Source organism: Stappia stellulata DSM 5886, assembly GCF_000423705.1.
GTDB lineage: Bacteria > Pseudomonadota > Alphaproteobacteria > Rhizobiales > Stappiaceae > Stappia > Stappia stellulata.
Map to the genome: position 1 here is coordinate 191,614 of NZ_AUIM01000011.1, position 14,393 is coordinate 206,006.

Annotated in this window: 16 protein-coding genes and 1 tRNA gene; 11 read left to right on the top strand and 6 right to left on the bottom strand. The window is 66.7% G+C overall.

Features of this window, described 5'->3' with window-relative positions; genetic code table 11:
* The first annotated feature begins 67 nt into the window (after window positions 1–67).
* From G572_RS0108400 to leuB, 8 genes are all read left to right on the top strand, one after another.
* Window positions 68–355 (top strand): YciI family protein, encoded by a 288-nt coding sequence (locus G572_RS0108400; protein WP_029058083.1) that lies wholly within the window; start codon window positions 68–70, stop codon window positions 353–355.
* Window positions 356–358: 3 nt separating this feature from the next.
* A complete protein-coding gene (locus G572_RS0108405) occupies window positions 359–781 on the top strand; it encodes an EVE domain-containing protein (RefSeq protein WP_029058084.1) in 423 nt (140 codons plus the stop codon).
* A complete protein-coding gene (locus G572_RS0108410; protein WP_425423423.1) occupies window positions 739–1,449 on the top strand; it encodes a class I SAM-dependent methyltransferase in 711 nt (236 codons plus the stop codon). Before G572_RS0108405 ends, G572_RS0108410 begins: the two co-directional genes overlap by 43 nt.
* 167 nt (window positions 1,450–1,616) lie before the next feature.
* Window positions 1,617–2,786 carry a M20 aminoacylase family protein gene (locus G572_RS0108415; protein WP_029058086.1) on the top strand — a complete coding sequence of 390 codons (1,170 nt, stop codon included), beginning with the start codon at window positions 1,617–1,619 and terminating at the stop codon, window positions 2,784–2,786.
* Between the two features lie 62 nt (window positions 2,787–2,848).
* Window positions 2,849–3,643, top strand: coding sequence for an AlbA family DNA-binding domain-containing protein (locus G572_RS0108420; protein WP_029058087.1), 795 nt, complete (start codon window positions 2,849–2,851; stop codon window positions 3,641–3,643).
* Between the two features lie 6 nt (window positions 3,644–3,649).
* Entirely contained in the window at window positions 3,650–4,429 is a 780-nt protein-coding gene (locus tag G572_RS0108425; protein ID WP_037546258.1) for a sulfite exporter TauE/SafE family protein, read from the top strand.
* 32 nt (window positions 4,430–4,461) lie between these two features.
* A complete protein-coding gene (locus tag G572_RS0108430) occupies window positions 4,462–5,397 on the top strand; it encodes a threonine/serine dehydratase (RefSeq protein ID WP_029058089.1) in 936 nt (311 codons plus the stop codon).
* A 104-nt stretch (window positions 5,398–5,501) separates the two neighbouring features.
* Complete coding sequence (leuB, locus tag G572_RS0108435; RefSeq protein WP_029058090.1) at window positions 5,502–6,614, top strand: 3-isopropylmalate dehydrogenase; 1,113 nt, start codon at window positions 5,502–5,504, stop codon at window positions 6,612–6,614.
* Between the two features lie 702 nt (window positions 6,615–7,316).
* On the opposite strand, the gene G572_RS0108440 is transcribed toward leuB, so the two are convergent.
* The 4 genes from G572_RS0108440 to G572_RS0108455 form a co-directional block, all read right to left on the bottom strand.
* On the bottom strand, window positions 7,317–7,526 hold the full coding sequence (locus G572_RS0108440) for a Trm112 family protein (RefSeq protein ID WP_029058091.1): 210 nt from the start codon (window positions 7,524–7,526) through the stop codon (window positions 7,317–7,319).
* Window positions 7,527–7,569: 43 nt separating this feature from the next.
* Window positions 7,570–8,250 carry an LON peptidase substrate-binding domain-containing protein gene (locus G572_RS0108445; RefSeq protein ID WP_029058092.1) on the bottom strand — a complete coding sequence of 227 codons (681 nt, stop codon included), beginning with the start codon at window positions 8,248–8,250 and terminating at the stop codon, window positions 7,570–7,572.
* Between the two features lie 104 nt (window positions 8,251–8,354).
* Window positions 8,355–9,395, bottom strand: a complete 1,041-nt coding sequence (gene trxA / locus G572_RS0108450; RefSeq protein WP_029058093.1) for a thioredoxin — start codon at window positions 9,393–9,395, stop codon at window positions 8,355–8,357.
* 93 nt (window positions 9,396–9,488) lie between these two features.
* Complete coding sequence (locus tag G572_RS0108455) at window positions 9,489–10,004, bottom strand: prolyl-tRNA synthetase associated domain-containing protein (protein ID WP_029058094.1); 516 nt, start codon at window positions 10,002–10,004, stop codon at window positions 9,489–9,491.
* A gap of 277 nt (window positions 10,005–10,281) precedes the next feature.
* Between G572_RS0108455 and G572_RS0108460 the strand changes: the two genes are divergently transcribed.
* A tRNA-Gly gene (locus G572_RS0108460) sits at window positions 10,282–10,356 on the top strand.
* A 95-nt stretch (window positions 10,357–10,451) separates the two neighbouring features.
* Here G572_RS0108460 and G572_RS0108465 read toward each other — a convergent pair.
* The gene (locus G572_RS0108465; RefSeq protein WP_037546366.1) at window positions 10,452–11,093 is read right to left on the bottom strand and encodes a DNA-3-methyladenine glycosylase family protein; all 642 of its coding nucleotides are present in this window, start codon (window positions 11,091–11,093) and stop codon (window positions 10,452–10,454) included.
* A 104-nt stretch (window positions 11,094–11,197) separates the two neighbouring features.
* On the opposite strand from G572_RS0108465, the gene gluQRS reads away from it, so the two are divergent.
* On the top strand, window positions 11,198–12,106 hold the full coding sequence (gene gluQRS, locus G572_RS0108470; protein ID WP_029058096.1) for a tRNA glutamyl-Q(34) synthetase GluQRS: 909 nt from the start codon (window positions 11,198–11,200) through the stop codon (window positions 12,104–12,106).
* Here gluQRS and G572_RS0108475 read toward each other — a convergent pair.
* Window positions 12,103–13,056: an AEC family transporter gene (locus G572_RS0108475; protein ID WP_029058097.1), complete on the bottom strand. Its 954-nt coding sequence runs from the start codon at window positions 13,054–13,056 to the stop codon at window positions 12,103–12,105. The two genes, gluQRS and G572_RS0108475, sit on opposite strands and share 4 nt — an antisense overlap.
* Before the next feature lie 155 nt (window positions 13,057–13,211).
* Between G572_RS0108475 and G572_RS25420 the strand changes: the two genes are divergently transcribed.
* Entirely contained in the window at window positions 13,212–14,384 is a 1,173-nt protein-coding gene (locus G572_RS25420) for a hybrid sensor histidine kinase/response regulator (RefSeq protein ID WP_029058098.1), read from the top strand.
* Window positions 14,385–14,393: the final 9 nt, after the last annotated feature.

Sequence of the window (14,393 nt, forward strand, 5' to 3'; positions counted from 1 at the left end):
TTGCGGGCGCCCGCCGGTCGGTTATGTATTGCCGAAGCTTCCGGACACCGACACAGGGGGACACTCCATGCTCTATGCGTTGATCTGCACCGACAAGCCGGGCGCGCTTGAGGTGCGCAAGGCCAATCGCGAGGACCATCTCGCGTTTCTCGCCGCCATGGGCGACAAGCTCAAGGCCGCCGGCCCCTTCCTCGACGACGACGGCGGCATGACCGGCTCGCTCGTCGTGATCGAGGCGACGAGCCGAGACGAGGCGCTTGCCGTCTCCCAGGAAGACCCCTATGCCCGCGCGGGCCTGTTCGAGAGTGTCGAAATCCGGCCCTGGAACTGGGCCCTCAAGAATCCGGAGGCCTGAGGCATGCGTTACTGGCTGTTCAAGTCCGAGCCGGACAAATGGTCCTGGGAAATGCAGAAGGCCAAGGGCGAGGCCGGCGAGGAGTGGGACGGGATCCGCAACTATCAGGCGCGCAACAACATGCGCGAGATGAAGATCGGCGACCGTGGCTTCTTCTACCATTCCAACATCGGCAAGGAAGTCGTCGGCATCGTCGAGGTCAGCAAGGAGATCCACCCGGACTCGACCACCGACGACCCGCGCTGGGAATGCGTCGACGTCAAGGCGGTGTGCGACATGCCGAAACCCGTGACGCTGGCCGACGTCAAGGCGGAGCCGACGCTCTCGGACATGTCGCTCGTCACCTCGATGCGGCTCTCCGTGCAACCGGTCACGGAAGAGGAATGGAAAATCGTCTGCGCCATGGGCGGGCTCGACCCCCAATGACGCCGCGCGCGGATCCGGCGGGGTTCATTCTCGCCAACACGCGGATCCACGCCGTTCCCCATGCGCCGGAAATCCGCCTTCACCTCGCCGACGAGGCGATGGAGTTGTGGCAGAAGACCGAGGACGACCTCGGCGCGCTCGGCCTGCCGCCGCCGTTCTGGGCCTTCGCCTGGGCCGGCGGCCAGGCGCTCGCCCGCTACATTCTCGACACGCCGGAGCTGGTCGCCGGTCGCCGCGTGCTCGATTTCGCCACCGGCTCCGGGCTTGTCGCCATCGCCTGTGCAAAGGCGGGCGCGGCACATGTGCTTGCCTGCGACATCGACCCTTTCGCGAAGGCCGCCACGCGGCTGAACGCCGCGCTCAACGGCGTCCCGCTCGAGGTCTCCGATGCGGATCTTCTCCAGAGCGATCCGCCGCAGGTCGATGTGCTTTTCGCCGGCGATGTCTTTTACGAAAAACCGATGGCCGACCGGGTGCTGCCGTGGCTCGACCGGGCGCGGGCGCAAGGCAGCGACATACTCATCGGCGATCCGGGGCGCAGCTACCTGCCAAAGGAGCGTCTCACCCGGCTCGCCACCTACGACGTTCCCGTCAACCGCTCACTTGAGGACAACACGATCAAGCGCTCCAGCGTGTTTCGCCTCTGCCCGTCCGGCCCGCAAAACTGACGCAGCGTCACAGTTAGCGCCTGTCGTTCCGCGGACTTTCATTGCGGCAGGGGGGCTTGCGCAAGAGGCGGTTTCTGGCGTCAGATACGCGCCTCTTCACGGGTGCGCCAGCGACCGCAGGGCGGCTCCGCCAAGCCTTACACTCCGACACGCAAGCCGAGGTCACCATGCCGATCATCAATCGTTTTGCCGATCTTTCCGAGGAAATCACCGAATGGCGCCGGGACATTCATGCCCATCCCGAGCTCCTCTACGACACCCACCGCACGGCGGAACTCGTCGCGGAAAAGCTCAAGGCCTTCGGCGTCGACGAGATCGCCACCGGCATCGGCCAGACCGGCGTCGTCGGCGTGATCCGCGGCAAGACCGACACTTCCGGCAAGGTCATCGGGTTGCGCGCCGACATGGACGCGCTGCCGCTTGAGGAGATCACCGGCAAGCCCTACGCCTCGACGATCCCCGGCAAGATGCACGCCTGCGGCCACGACGGCCACACCGCGATGCTGCTGGGTGCTGCGAAATATCTCGCCGAGACCCGCAATTTCGACGGCACCGCCGTCGTCATCTTCCAGCCGGCGGAAGAGGGCGGGGCCGGCGCCAAGGCGATGATCGAGGACGGCCTGATGGACCGCTTCGGCATCCAGGAAGTCTACGGCATGCACAACCTGCCCGGCGCGCCGGTCGGCACCTTCCACATCCGCCCGGGCAGCATCATGGCCGCCGCCGACCGCCTGCGCATCGAGATCGAGGGCACCGGCTGCCACGCCGCCAAGCCGCATGAGGGCGTCGACACCATTCTCGTCGGCGCGCAGATCGTTCAGGCGGTACAGTCGATCGCCAGCCGCAACACCGATCCGCTGAAGTCCGTCGTCGTGTCGCTGACGACCTTCAACGCCGGCTTCACCGACAACGTGATCCCGCAGACCGCCGTGCTGCGCGGCACGGTGCGCACGCTCGATCCGGAAATCCGCGACATGGCGGAGGCACGCCTGAAGCAGATCGTGCCGACCATCGCCGAGGCCTTCGGCGCCAAGGCGACGATCCACTACAAGCGCGACTATCCGATCACCTCCAACCACGAGGAACAGACAGAGTTCGCCGCCGGCATCGCCCGCGAGATCGCCGGCGCCGACAATGTCGATACCGATGTGCCGCCGACGATGGGCGGCGAGGACTTCTCCTTCATGCTGGAAGAGCGCCCCGGCGCCTTCATCTTCGCCGGCAACGGCGACACGGCAATGCTCCATCACCCGGCCTATGACTTCAACGACGAGCTGATCCCGGTCGGCTGCTCCTACTGGGTCAAGCTCGTTGAAACGGCGATGAAGGCCGGCTGACGCCGACCACGCGGACGGCGTCAACCGCCGTCCGCACCTCCGCCAGAAACCATGTCCGCGTCATGCCCTTCCTGCTCTCCCGTATCTCCCTGCTGATCGTCTATGTGCTTGCCGGTGCGCTGGTGGGCGTGGTCCTCATCCATCCCGCGGTGCTTCTCATCGTCTGGGTGGAGGTCGGCCGGCTGACGCCGGACGCCCCGGCGCTCGCCGACTTCCTCAGCAACCGGCTCCTGCTGCTTGTGGTGCCGCGCCACCTCCACATGACACTGGCCTTTGCCGGCATCGGCGCGGCGGTGGGCCTCGGTTTCGGCATTGCCACGCGCTCCTATCTCGAGGCCTCGCGCGGCCTGCGCTTCTTTCGCGAGATCCACGGCGAGGAAATTCCGGCGTTGATCGCAGGCGGGGAGACGGCGGAGGTCGAATTCAAGTCGACCATGCGGTGGGATCTCAAGGAAGACCGCGTCAACAAGGCGCTGGAAACGGTGATCGCCAAGACCATCGCCGGTTTCTTCAATGCCCATGGCGGGCGGCTGCTCATCGGCGTCGCCGACGACGGTACGGTGCTCGGCCTTGAAAACGACTACGCCACGCTGCGCAGTCCCGGCCGCGATGCCTTCGAGCAGACCGTCGTCGGCGTCGTCACGAAGTGTCTCGGCGGCGACCTCTGTCCGGCGCTGCAGACGACCTTCGCCGAGATCGCCGGCAAGGATGTCTGCATGATCCTGGTGCAGCCGGCACCGCGCGCGGTCTATCTGACCGACGCCGGCAAACTGCATTTTTACGTGCGCAGCGGCAATTCCACCCGCCAGCTCGACCTGCGCGAGGCGATGGACTACGCCCGCACCCGCTGGCCTTGACCGCGCATGCTGTCCGATCTCTTCACCGGTTCCCTGCTTCCCCCCGGTCTCTCGGTCCTGGCCGCCGCCAGCCTGATCGCCGTCAGCTTCGTGACCTCCGTCGTGTCCTCCGCCTTCGGCCTTGGAGGCGGCATGATGCTGATCGCGGCGATGGCGCAGGTTCTGCCCGCCGCCGCCATCGTACCCGTGCATGGCGCGGTCCAGACCGGCTCCAACGCCGGGCGGGCGCTGGTGCTCCTGCGCCACGTCGACTGGCCGGTGACGCTCTGGTTTCTCGCCGGTGCGCTGGTCGGCGCGCTCGTCGGCGGCTCGCTGGCGATCCGGCTGCCGGCAGAGGCGCTGCGCATCGGCATCGGGCTTTTCGTGCTGTGGTTCGTCTGGGGACCAACGCCCCGGTTCCAGGCAATGCGCAAACGCGCGATGACAGCGGCGGGCCTCGTCGCCACCTTTCTCAGCATGATCTTCGGGGCCGGCGGTCCGATTGGCGGCGCGGTGCTCTCCACGCTTGGTCTCGCGCGCCAGACCTTCGTCGCCACGCAGGCGGTCACGGCGCTGATGTCACATGTCCTGAAACTCATCGTCTTCGGACTGCTCGGCTTCGCCTTCGCGCCCTGGCTCGGTCTCGTCGCGCTGATGATCCTCAGCGGCTTTCTCGGCACGCTCGCCGGCGCGCGCCTTCTGGGGCGCATGCCGGAGGAGACCTTTCGCGCCGGCTTCCGCGTTGTTATGACCGCTCTCGCACTCGCTCTCATCCTGCGCGGCGCCAGCTCCCTGCTGGCCTCCTGACCCAGGCCGCGCCCGTCGAAAGGATTTCGCCCATGTCCGTCACCCGCTCCGACATCGCGGCCGCCCACGCGCGCATTGCCGGCCATATCCGCCGTACGCCGGTGATCGAAAGCGGGGCCGGCAGCTTTGCCCTCGACGCCTCGATCAACCTGAAGCTGGAACTCTTGCAGCATTCCGGCTCGTTCAAGGCACGCGGCGCCTTCAACACGCTCTTGTCCGGCGACGTCCCGGCCGGCGGCGTCGCGGCGGCATCGGGCGGCAACCACGGCGCCGCAGTCGCCTATGCCGCGCGCAGCCTGGGGCACCCGGCCGACATCTTCGTGCCGGAAACCTCCGCCCCCGCCAAGATTGCCCGCATTCGCGGTTACGGCGCAAACCTTCACGTCGGCGGCGCCCGTTACGCCGACGCGGCCGAAGCCTGCGCCCGCCACCGCACACAATCCGGCGCAATGGACATCCACGCCTATGACGCGCCCGGCACCATCGCCGGACAGGGCACGGTGGGGCTCGAATGGCTGGAGCAGGTGCCGGATCTCGACACGGTGCTGATCGCGGTCGGCGGCGGCGGGCTGATTTCCGGCTGCGCGGTCTGGCTGCATGAGAAGGTCAAGATCGTCGCGGTCGAACCGGAGGGCGCCTGCGCGCTACATGCAGCGCTTGCGGCCGGGCGGCCGGTCGATGTCACGGTCGACAGTCTCGCCGCCGACAGTCTTGGCGCCAAGCGCTGCGGCGAGCTGGTCTATGAGCTGTCTGCACCGCGCGTTTCCGAAAGCGTCACGGTCACCGATGCGGCCATTCGCGAGGCGCAGACAAGGCTCTGGTCGGAGCTGCAGATCGCCGCCGAGCCGGGCGGGGCGGCTGCCCTGGCGGCACTGACCGGCGGCGCCTATCGCGCCAGCCCCGGCGAACGCGTCGGCGTTCTTGTGTGCGGCGGCAACGTGGCTCTGGAGACGATCGAAACCGCCTGACCCCGCGCAGGCAAGGCGGTACGGGCGCATCCCGCTTGCCAAGACCGGCACGACGATTTAGCAAATTCGCAACACCCCGAACACAAACCGAGGAAACGCATCCCATGTCCACGCACAAGCTTCTGCTCCTGCCCGGCGACGGCATCGGCCCGGACATCATGGAAGAGGTGAAGAAGATCCTCGCATGGTTCAACGCCCGCGGCGGAACGCAGTTCGAGACCGAGACGGATCTCGTCGGCGGTGCGGCCTATGATGCCCACGGTCAGGCGATCTCGGACGCGGCGATGGAAAAGGCCATGGCGGCGGATGCGGTTCTGTTCGGCGCGGTCGGCGGACCGAAGTGGGACAGCGTTCCCTACGAGGTGCGCCCGGAGGCCGGTCTGCTGCGCCTGCGCAAGGACATGCAGCTTTTCGCCAACCTGCGCCCGGCGATCTGCTATCCCGCGCTCGCCGATGCCTCCTCGCTCAAGCGCGACGTCATCGAGGGTCTCGACATCCTGATCTTGCGCGAGCTGACCGGCGGCGTCTATTTCGGCGAGCCGAAGGAGATCACCGATCTCGGCAACGGCCAGAAGCGCGGCGTCGACACGCAGGTCTACGAGAGCTACGAGATCGACCGCATCGCCCGCGCCGCCTTCGAGCTGGCCCGCACCCGCCAGGGCAAGGTCACCTCGATGGAAAAGCGCAACGTGATGAAGTCCGGCGTACTGTGGAACGAGGTCGTCACCCAGACCCATGCCGACGGCTATGAAGACGTGACGCTGGAGCACATGCTCGCCGACGCCGGCGGCATGCAGCTGGTGCGCTGGCCCAAGCAGTTCGACGTGATCGTCACCGACAACCTGTTCGGCGACATGCTGTCGGATGTGGCCGCCATGCTCACCGGCTCGCTCGGCATGCTGCCCTCCGCCTCGCTCGGCGCCACCGATCCCGCCACCGGCAAGCGCAAGGCGCTCTATGAGCCGGTCCACGGCTCGGCGCCCGACATCGCCGGCACGGGCAAGGCCAACCCGATTGCCATGATCGCCAGCTTCGCGATGGCGCTGCGCTACTCCTTCGAGCGCATCGAGGACGCCGACCTGCTCGACAAGGCGATCGCCGCAACGCTCGACAAGGGTCTGCGCACCGCCGACATCGCCGCCGCCGGCGAAAAGACCATCGGCACCGGCGAAATGGGCGATGCCATCGTCGCCGAGCTCGACGCACTCAGCGCCTGAGAACGGCCGGGCCACATCCCGGACCGCTGAAACGACGCTTCCCGAGACCGAAAAGGCCGGCTGCACCCCGCAGCCGGCCTTTTTCATGGATGGCACCCGCATCGGGATCGTCCTCCCGGCCGAATGCAATGAGAGCCAGGGTCGGAGAGGCACTGCCCAGGCGCTTCCTTTTGGCTGATAAATTCAGACTTCCGGCTCCCCGATACCGAGTCGCGCTGACGCTTGCCCGGTATGACGCGGGAAAGCATTCCTATCCGTCGTCATCAGTCTGAGGCCAACGTCTGGCTGCATCTGGATCCCGAATGGCTGACCGTCACCCAAGTCCGCGACCCGGTAGAGCCCCCGACTTTTGCAGCAAGGCCCGTCGCCATCGCCATCACCGATGTGATCGAGGTTCAATTCACATTTGGGAAATGAGCAAGCTCCTGACGACTGTCCGGAGGTCGCAGCCGCTCCGCGTCCCGCAACCGCCGAGGGCGCCAATAGACCCCGCATCGCGCTTCGCTTGCCCGGGGTGACGTCCGAGGCGAATTGCAATCACACGGCAGTGCCCCACACTCTGCCGTCACCCCGGCCACCGAGCCGGGGTCCATTGGCAACCGAACCGGTCGAAAAGGCACGCGGGCTTCCGCCAAGAGCCAAACAGCAGCCACGTCGCCGACCCCTCACGCAGCGACCCGGCAGACCCTCGGGCAGCGACGATCAGTCCTGCGGCACCGGCGCGTCGTCGATGGGGCGCGCCTCGTCGGGCAGCATGATCGGAATGCCGTCACGGATCGGATAGGCGAGCTTGGCCGCGCGCGAAATCAGCTCCTGATTGGCCGCATCATATTCCAGCGTCGTCTTGGTGAGCGGACAGACCAGCAGCTCAAGAAGCTTGCGGTCGAGGGCATGAACGGGTTCGGATGCCATAATCTCAAGTCTCCACGGATCGCACGGCAGGCACCGCGCCAGTCTATTGCAGCGTGACGCCGTCGTCGCCCTGCTTCTTGGCCAGATCCACCTCCGTCAGCGCCACCAGCGTGTCGGCCCGCGTCCTGAGATCGGGCGCCTCCAGCAACGCCTGCTTTTCCGCAGGACCATAGGGGCTCATCATCGACAGCGCGTTGACCAGAACCTCGGTGGACGCCCGGTCGATGCTGTCCCAGTCGGCTTCCAGGTCGTTGGCGTCGAGATAGGTGCGAAGTGCCGAAACCAGCCCGTCCCGGTCGACATCGTCCTCGCCCTCGCCGGTTTCGAAATCAACGGCGAAATCCTCAACCGAAATGCGCCCCATGCGATAGGGCGTGACCGTTTCCAGCTCTTCCGACAGCGCGAAGCGTGTGACGCCGGTCAATGTGACCAGACAGCGCCCGTCACCGGTTTCCTGGTAGGCGACGATCCGCCCCAGGCAGCCGATGCCGACCAGGGGCGGCTTTTCCGCCTGTTCAACCCCGGAAATCGAGAAATCCGGCTGGATCATGCCAATCAGCCGGTCGCCGCGCAGCGCGGCGTCGACCATCGCGAGATAGCGCGGCTCGAAAATATTCAGCGGCATCTGCGCCTTGGGAAGAAGAACCGCACCGGTGAGCGGAAAAAGCGGCACCGTCTGCGGCAGATCCGCAGGTCCGGCATAGGTGGCGTTGCCTGCAAGCATGAACATCACTCTCGTTTGCGGCGGTACCGGCTATATGGGCCCGGAGCGGGTCTTGGACCACCCGCCCCGGGTCTGAAATCGGCCACGTTCGATGCTGCTTACGCTCAGCGGAACAAAACGGACGACAGGCGCCGACGTCCGTAGCCGGTCGACGGATCCTTGGGCCCCCAGGCCTCGAAGAACTGGAGGAGCTGCAGGCGGGCGCCGTCTTCGTTCCACGCGCGGTCCCGGCGCACGATCTCGATCAGGTGGTCAACCGCCTTTTCCTTGTCCGGTCCCGAGCCGAGCGCGACAGCGAGATCGAAGCGGGCCTGATGGTCGTCCGGATCGGCTTCGATGCGCGCTTCAAGCTCGGCGAGATCGCCAAGCGACCCGGCCTGTTCGGCAAGCTCGATGGCGGCTTTCGCGGCTGCCATCGCCGGATCGTTTGCAATGCTCTCCGGCGCGGCCTCGACCACTTCCTTCGCGCGGGCGACGTCGCCTGTGGCGACCATGCACTGGGCAAGGCCACCGAAGGCCTTGGCGTTTTCCGGCTCCATCGACAAGACGCCGGCATAGAGTTCCGCCGCGCGGGCAAGATCGCCCGCCTCATGCGCCGCGTCGGCCTCGGTGAGCACCTGCTCCGCCTCGCTCGGACCGACCGGACCGGCGACGCGCTCGATGAAGGACTTGATCTGGCTTTCCGGCTGGACGCCCATGAAGCCGTCGAGCGGTTGGCCGTTCTTGAAGGCGATCACGGCCGGGATCGACTGGATGCCGAGCTGGCTTGCGACTTCGGGGTTCTCGTCGATGTTCATCTTCGCCAGCACGACGGCGCCGCGCGCGCTCTCGACCGCCTTTTCCAGGATCGGCGTCAGCTGCTTGCAGGGTCCGCACCACGGCGCCCAGAAATCGACCAGCACGGTCCGCTCGCGCGAGGCCTCGATCACGTCGCTCATGAAGGTCTGCGTCGTGACATCAATGATCACATCGCCCGCAGCCGCGCCACCGGCCGGGGCCGGGCGGGCGAGATCGCCGACGAGACCGGAGGGGCCCGTCGGAGCCGGGGGCGCCGCCGGGGCTGCGGGCTGCCCCGCGCCCTGCGCCGGTCCACCGCCAAAGCTGCCGCCGAAACTGCCGCCGACCGAAAACCCGTCATTGCTCATGGTTCGTATCCCCAATCCCGCGTCGACGCCTCATCGGCGCGCGCCCTGTATCGCTTTTCGTTGTGCCTAACATGGTCGCCTCGCGGCGAAAATTCAAACGTCACCCGCCGGACCGCTGACCGGCACAACCCGCACCGTGTGACCGCAGGCCGCGACAAAGCGTTTCAGGTCGTCCGCCGCGATCGTCGTCGTCGCCGTGTTTTGAAGCGGATGGTAGTTGAGCGGGTCAACCGCCATCATCGCTGCGTCGAGCACCGGCGTGACGCGCTGCGCCTCGCGGTCGTTGATCAGCGCGAAGGGCGTGACCGATCCCGGTTCCACGCCCAGCACCTCCATCAGGAGATCCGCCTTGCCGAAGGAGACCCGCCCTTGCGCGCCGATCTTCTGATGGATCGACTTCAGGTCAATCTCCGCATCATGCAGCGCCACCACCAGGAAAAGGCTCCCCTTTTTGTCCTTCAAAAACAGGTTCTTGGTGTGGCCGCCAGGGATCGTGTCGTGAATGCCCTCCGACTCCGCGACGGTGAAGACAGCCCGGTGGTCCTGCGTTGTCGTCTCGATGCCGAGGCTTTCGAGAAAGGCAAGAAGATCGGATCGCGTCGCCGGCATGGGGGCCTCGCAAGGGTTGGCGGTTCACGTCTGGCGGCAGGGCGCGGCGCCATGCGCATATGCCTGCTGTAGCCGAGCGCCGGCATCCGACACAAGCGCTTCGGGGAGGGGGGTTGCGAATTCGCCTTGCCACAGCCGGCAAGGCCAAGAAATCCACCGTCAATCCACAGGTCGGGCGCTGCGCGCAGAGATGCGAAAAAGGCTGTTGCAATCCCCGCTTCGTTGGTTCATATACAGCCCACCTCAGGCCCCGGCGCGAACCGGCGGCCACATGGATGCGGGCGTAGCTCAGGGGTAGAGCACAACCTTGCCAAGGTTGGGGTCGTGAGTTCGAATCTCATCGCCCGCTCCAAACTCTCTTTCAAAATCTGCAAAAACTGTCGCGGATTCTGGCGAAATTGTCGCCGGAATTGCGAAAGTTGCGTCCGATTGACGCAACACGCCGCCTCAGGCCGGCAGTCCGGAGCCACGTCCGGTGACGCTTCGATAATACCCCCAGAACAGCCGCGCGGCGATGCCGCGACAAGGCCGCCAGGCCTCCGCCCGGACCCGCGTTTCGCGCTGGTCGGGACGCACGTTTAGCGAAAACGCATGACGCACCGCCTCGCGCAGCGCCAGATCGCCGACGGGGAAAATGTCCGGGTGCCCAAGACAAAACAGCAAAAACACATCCGCGCTCCAAGGCCCGATCCCCTTGATCGAAACCAGCCTTGAATGCGCCTCCTCGCCCGGCAGATCGGCAAGCCCGGCAAGATCCAGTCCGTCGCCGAGTGCCTCCGACACCGCACGAACGGTTGCGATCTTCGGCCGCGACAGGCCGGCGGCCGCGAGTTCGGCATCCTCCGTCTTCGAAAGCGTTTCCGGGTCGAACGGATCGAGCAGCGTTTCCAGCCTGGAGAAAATCGCCGCCGCACTTGCCAGCGACACCTGCTGCGCGGTGACGATGCGCAGCAGACCCTTCGGATCGGGCGAGCTGCGCCTCAGGGGCAGGGGACCGGCCCGCTCCGCGACCGGGGCCAGCTCCGGCGCGATTGCCAGAAGCCGCGCGAGGCCTGCGGAAAGGTCCGCCTCGGTATCGATACACTGCATCCAACGGTCCTTCCGCGCTCCGGTCTTGGCGCGCAGGAGACCCCAGCCCGCGCGGCCGCGCAAGATGCGTTGACGCCCCGGCCGTTTCTTGGGATGGACGAGACATGAGCCACCCCGTCTATCGCTTCGCACCTTCGCCGAACGGCCGCCTGCATCTGGGACATGCGCTCTCGGCGCTGATCAATTTCGACGCCGCGGGGGCGAGCGGGGGCCGTTTCCTGCTGCGCATCGAGGACATCGACACCACCCGCTGCACACCGGCGCTGGAGGCGGCGATGCTGGACGATCTCGCCTGGCTCGGCATTGCGTGGGAAACCCCGGTCCGCCGCCAGTCGGCGCATTTCAAGGACTATCGCAACGCCCTTGAAACGCTTGAAGACCAGGGGCTTGTCTATCGCGGTTACCTCACCCGGCGCGAGATCCGCGACGCCGTCGCCTCCGCCGAAGCCCGCGACGGCGAGCACTGGCCGCGCGATCCCGACGGCGCCCCGCTTTATCCCGGCGATGCGGCCCTGCTGTCGGCGGACGAGATCGCCGCGCGAGAGGCGGGCGACGCCCCGCACGTGCTCAGGCTCGACATGAAGACGGCCGTCGCGCGGGTGGGCGAGCCGCTCACCTGGCAGGAGATGCCCGCACCGAAGGCCGATACAGAGAAGCAGGCCGCAACGATTGCCGCCGATCCGGCGCGCTGGGGCGACGTCGTTCTGGCGCGAAAGGACACACCGACCAGTTACCACCTGTCGGTGGTCGTCGACGATGCCCTGCAGGGGGTGACCCATGTGGTGCGCGGGCGCGATCTCTACGAGGCGACGGCGGTTCACCGGTTGCTGCAGGTGCTGCTCGGCCTGCCGCAACCCGCCTACCATCATCACCGGCTGATTCTGGACGAGACGGGGCGCAAGCTCTCCAAGTCGCAGGGAGACACGGCGCTTTCCGCGCTCAGGGAGGCGGGCGAGACCCCCGCAGACATCCGGTGCCGGATCGGCTTCGGCGCGCGGGATCCAGGTTCCTAGCTGCCGAGGAACACCATCCAGGCACCGGTGGTGACCACCGCCGCCGCCGTTGTCAGCGTGATCGAGTTTGCCGACATGGCATGACCGGTGCCGTAATGGGTGGCGAAAAGGAATGCATTGATGCCGGTCGGGCAGGCCGCCGTCAGCGTCGCGACCGCCACCCACAGCGGCGGCAACTGCACCACATGGGCGGCCATCACATAGACGATAGCCGGCATGACCGCGACCTTGAGCAGGCTGAGCACCAGCCCTGGGCCGATGTTGCCGCGAATGCCGTAGGCGACCATGCTCATGCCGAGCGAAAACAGCGCGACGGGAATGGCCGCGCCGGCGATCCGGCCGAGCACATCGGCAAATATCCCGCTCACCGGCAGGCCCGTGATGCGCCACAGGCCGCCGGCCAGAATGCCGATGACGATCGGATTGGCGGCGAGATTGCGCGCCACGCCTGCAAGGACCCCTGCGAGCGGCTTGGCCTCCTGCGTCCCGTCGACCACGGCCGCACGTTCCATCACCACCGAACAGACGACGGTCATCACGGGCAGGTGAATCGAGATCAGCACGAACAGCGGCACCAGTCCGGCCTCGCCGTAAATCGCGGTGATCAGCGGAATGCCGACGAGAACCGTGTTGGCGAAACCGGCGCTGATGCCGCCGATCACCCCGGCGCGCGCATCGCGTCCGAAACCGCGACGAACGACAAGCGTGCCAAGCGCCCAGGTGATCGCGACGCCGGTGAAATAGGCGATCCACAAACCCCAGGGCGACACGCCGTCGAGCGAGCTGGTGGCGAGCGTGCGGAAAATCAGGACCGGAATGGCGATGACGAAGACGAACTTGCCCAGCGCATCGCCGATGCGCGCATCGAGCAGACCGATGCGCGCGGCCCCATAGCCGATGCCGATGAGCACGAACACCGGGAGCACAATGGAAAGGATCTGGTCTGCCATAATCGCTCTTTCGCATGGCCCCCGTTCAAGCACAAGCATGCCGCGAACAGAACTGAAGCGCCTCGAACCGCAGCTCTCGCCCCCTTGATTTGCACGGCCGGGCTGTCAAAGTGCGGGACACGGTCGCGCATTCCCCGCCGGCGACAAGGCCATCCATGAGCAACACACCGACACCGCCGCACGATCCCCGCCAGCAAGAGGGCACGGAGCTCAACCCGGACCTGGCCGGCCTGCTGCATGACCTGCGCACGCCGCTTTCCGCGATGCGCACGGCGCTGGAACTGATCGATCTCGACCCAACCACCTCCCGTCAGGCCTCCGCCATCCGAACGCTGGAAATGGCGATCGACGCGCTTCTGGCGATGACCCAGGATTTCCTGGATCCCGACGGCCTGCCGTCGCCACGCGCGAGCGCACACGATACGGCCGTTGAGGCGATCTCCGCCGTCACCGACCTGTTCGCCGCCGATGCAAGGGCGCGCGGACTGCGTCTCGACTGCGACATCGCGGGCGATCTGGAGGCCTATGGCATCGGCGATCCGCTCACGCTGCGCCGGATCCTGTCCGTTCTCATCGACAATGCGCTGAAATACACGGGCGAGGGCAGGATCGCCGTCACGGCGCGGGCAACGCATGGCGGCGCGCGCCCCGCGCTCGAGGTCGAGGTGTGCGACACCGGCATCGGCATTCCCCAGGCGGAGCGTGGCAATCTGTTTCGTCCGCGCAAGCGCGGTGAGCGGGCCAGCGCCACAACGGCCGGCAGCGGTCTCGGGCTTTGGAGCGCCGCGCGCCTTGCCGCATCCGCCGGCGGACGGCTCGACCTGGTCGAGACCTCGGCGATGGGAACCACCTTTGCCTTGCGGCTGCCCCTTGTGGCCCCGGCCCCGGACCCGGAAAGGGCCGACGCCGATGCATCCAACATCCGTGCGCTGCCCCGGCGCCGGGTGCTGGTCGTGGACGACAATGAGACCAACCGCCGGATGCTCGAGGCGATGCTCGGCGCCTTCGGCGTCGACGCCGTTCTGGCCGACGGCGGACGAGACGCCCTTGAACGGCTGGCAACCGAAGCGGTGAACGCCGTACTGCTCGACATCAACATGCCGGACATGGACGGGATGGAAACGCTCTCCGCGATCCGTGCACTGAAGGGCACGCCGGCAAATCTGCCGGTAATCGGGATCACCGCCGCAATCCTTCCCAACCACCGCAAGCTGGAGGACGCCGGCTTTCAGGCGATCCTCGACAAGCCCGTCGCGCCGGCCGTTCTCTTCGCCGCGCTCGACCGCGCGATGGCCGAAGCCAATGCGGCTGGATCCGCCCGCGAGTGACTGTTGGAC

What these genes read in the sequence shown, in the direction of transcription:
- G572_RS0108400 (WP_029058083.1), top strand. Translation starts at nt 68, where the DNA reads ATGCTCTATGCGTTGATCTGCACCGACAAGCCGGGCGCGCTTGAGGTG.
- G572_RS0108405 (WP_029058084.1), top strand. Translation starts at nt 359, where the DNA reads ATGCGTTACTGGCTGTTCAAGTCCGAGCCGGACAAATGGTCCTGGGAA.
- G572_RS0108410 (WP_425423423.1), top strand. Translation starts at nt 739, where the DNA reads ATGGAAAATCGTCTGCGCCATGGGCGGGCTCGACCCCCAATGACGCCG.
- G572_RS0108415 (WP_029058086.1), top strand. Translation starts at nt 1,617, where the DNA reads ATGCCGATCATCAATCGTTTTGCCGATCTTTCCGAGGAAATCACCGAA.
- G572_RS0108420 (WP_029058087.1), top strand. Translation starts at nt 2,849, where the DNA reads ATGCCCTTCCTGCTCTCCCGTATCTCCCTGCTGATCGTCTATGTGCTT.
- G572_RS0108425 (WP_037546258.1), top strand. Translation starts at nt 3,650, where the DNA reads ATGCTGTCCGATCTCTTCACCGGTTCCCTGCTTCCCCCCGGTCTCTCG.
- G572_RS0108430 (WP_029058089.1), top strand. Translation starts at nt 4,462, where the DNA reads ATGTCCGTCACCCGCTCCGACATCGCGGCCGCCCACGCGCGCATTGCC.
- leuB (WP_029058090.1), top strand. Translation starts at nt 5,502, where the DNA reads ATGTCCACGCACAAGCTTCTGCTCCTGCCCGGCGACGGCATCGGCCCG.
- G572_RS0108440 (WP_029058091.1), bottom strand. Translation starts at nt 7,526, where the DNA reads ATGGCATCCGAACCCGTTCATGCCCTCGACCGCAAGCTTCTTGAGCTG.
- G572_RS0108445 (WP_029058092.1), bottom strand. Translation starts at nt 8,250, where the DNA reads ATGCTTGCAGGCAACGCCACCTATGCCGGACCTGCGGATCTGCCGCAG.
- trxA (WP_029058093.1), bottom strand. Translation starts at nt 9,395, where the DNA reads ATGAGCAATGACGGGTTTTCGGTCGGCGGCAGTTTCGGCGGCAGCTTT.
- G572_RS0108455 (WP_029058094.1), bottom strand. Translation starts at nt 10,004, where the DNA reads ATGCCGGCGACGCGATCCGATCTTCTTGCCTTTCTCGAAAGCCTCGGC.
- G572_RS0108465 (WP_037546366.1), bottom strand. Translation starts at nt 11,093, where the DNA reads ATGCAGTGTATCGATACCGAGGCGGACCTTTCCGCAGGCCTCGCGCGG.
- gluQRS (WP_029058096.1), top strand. Translation starts at nt 11,198, where the DNA reads ATGAGCCACCCCGTCTATCGCTTCGCACCTTCGCCGAACGGCCGCCTG.
- G572_RS0108475 (WP_029058097.1), bottom strand. Translation starts at nt 13,056, where the DNA reads ATGGCAGACCAGATCCTTTCCATTGTGCTCCCGGTGTTCGTGCTCATC.
- G572_RS25420 (WP_029058098.1), top strand. Translation starts at nt 13,212, where the DNA reads ATGAGCAACACACCGACACCGCCGCACGATCCCCGCCAGCAAGAGGGC.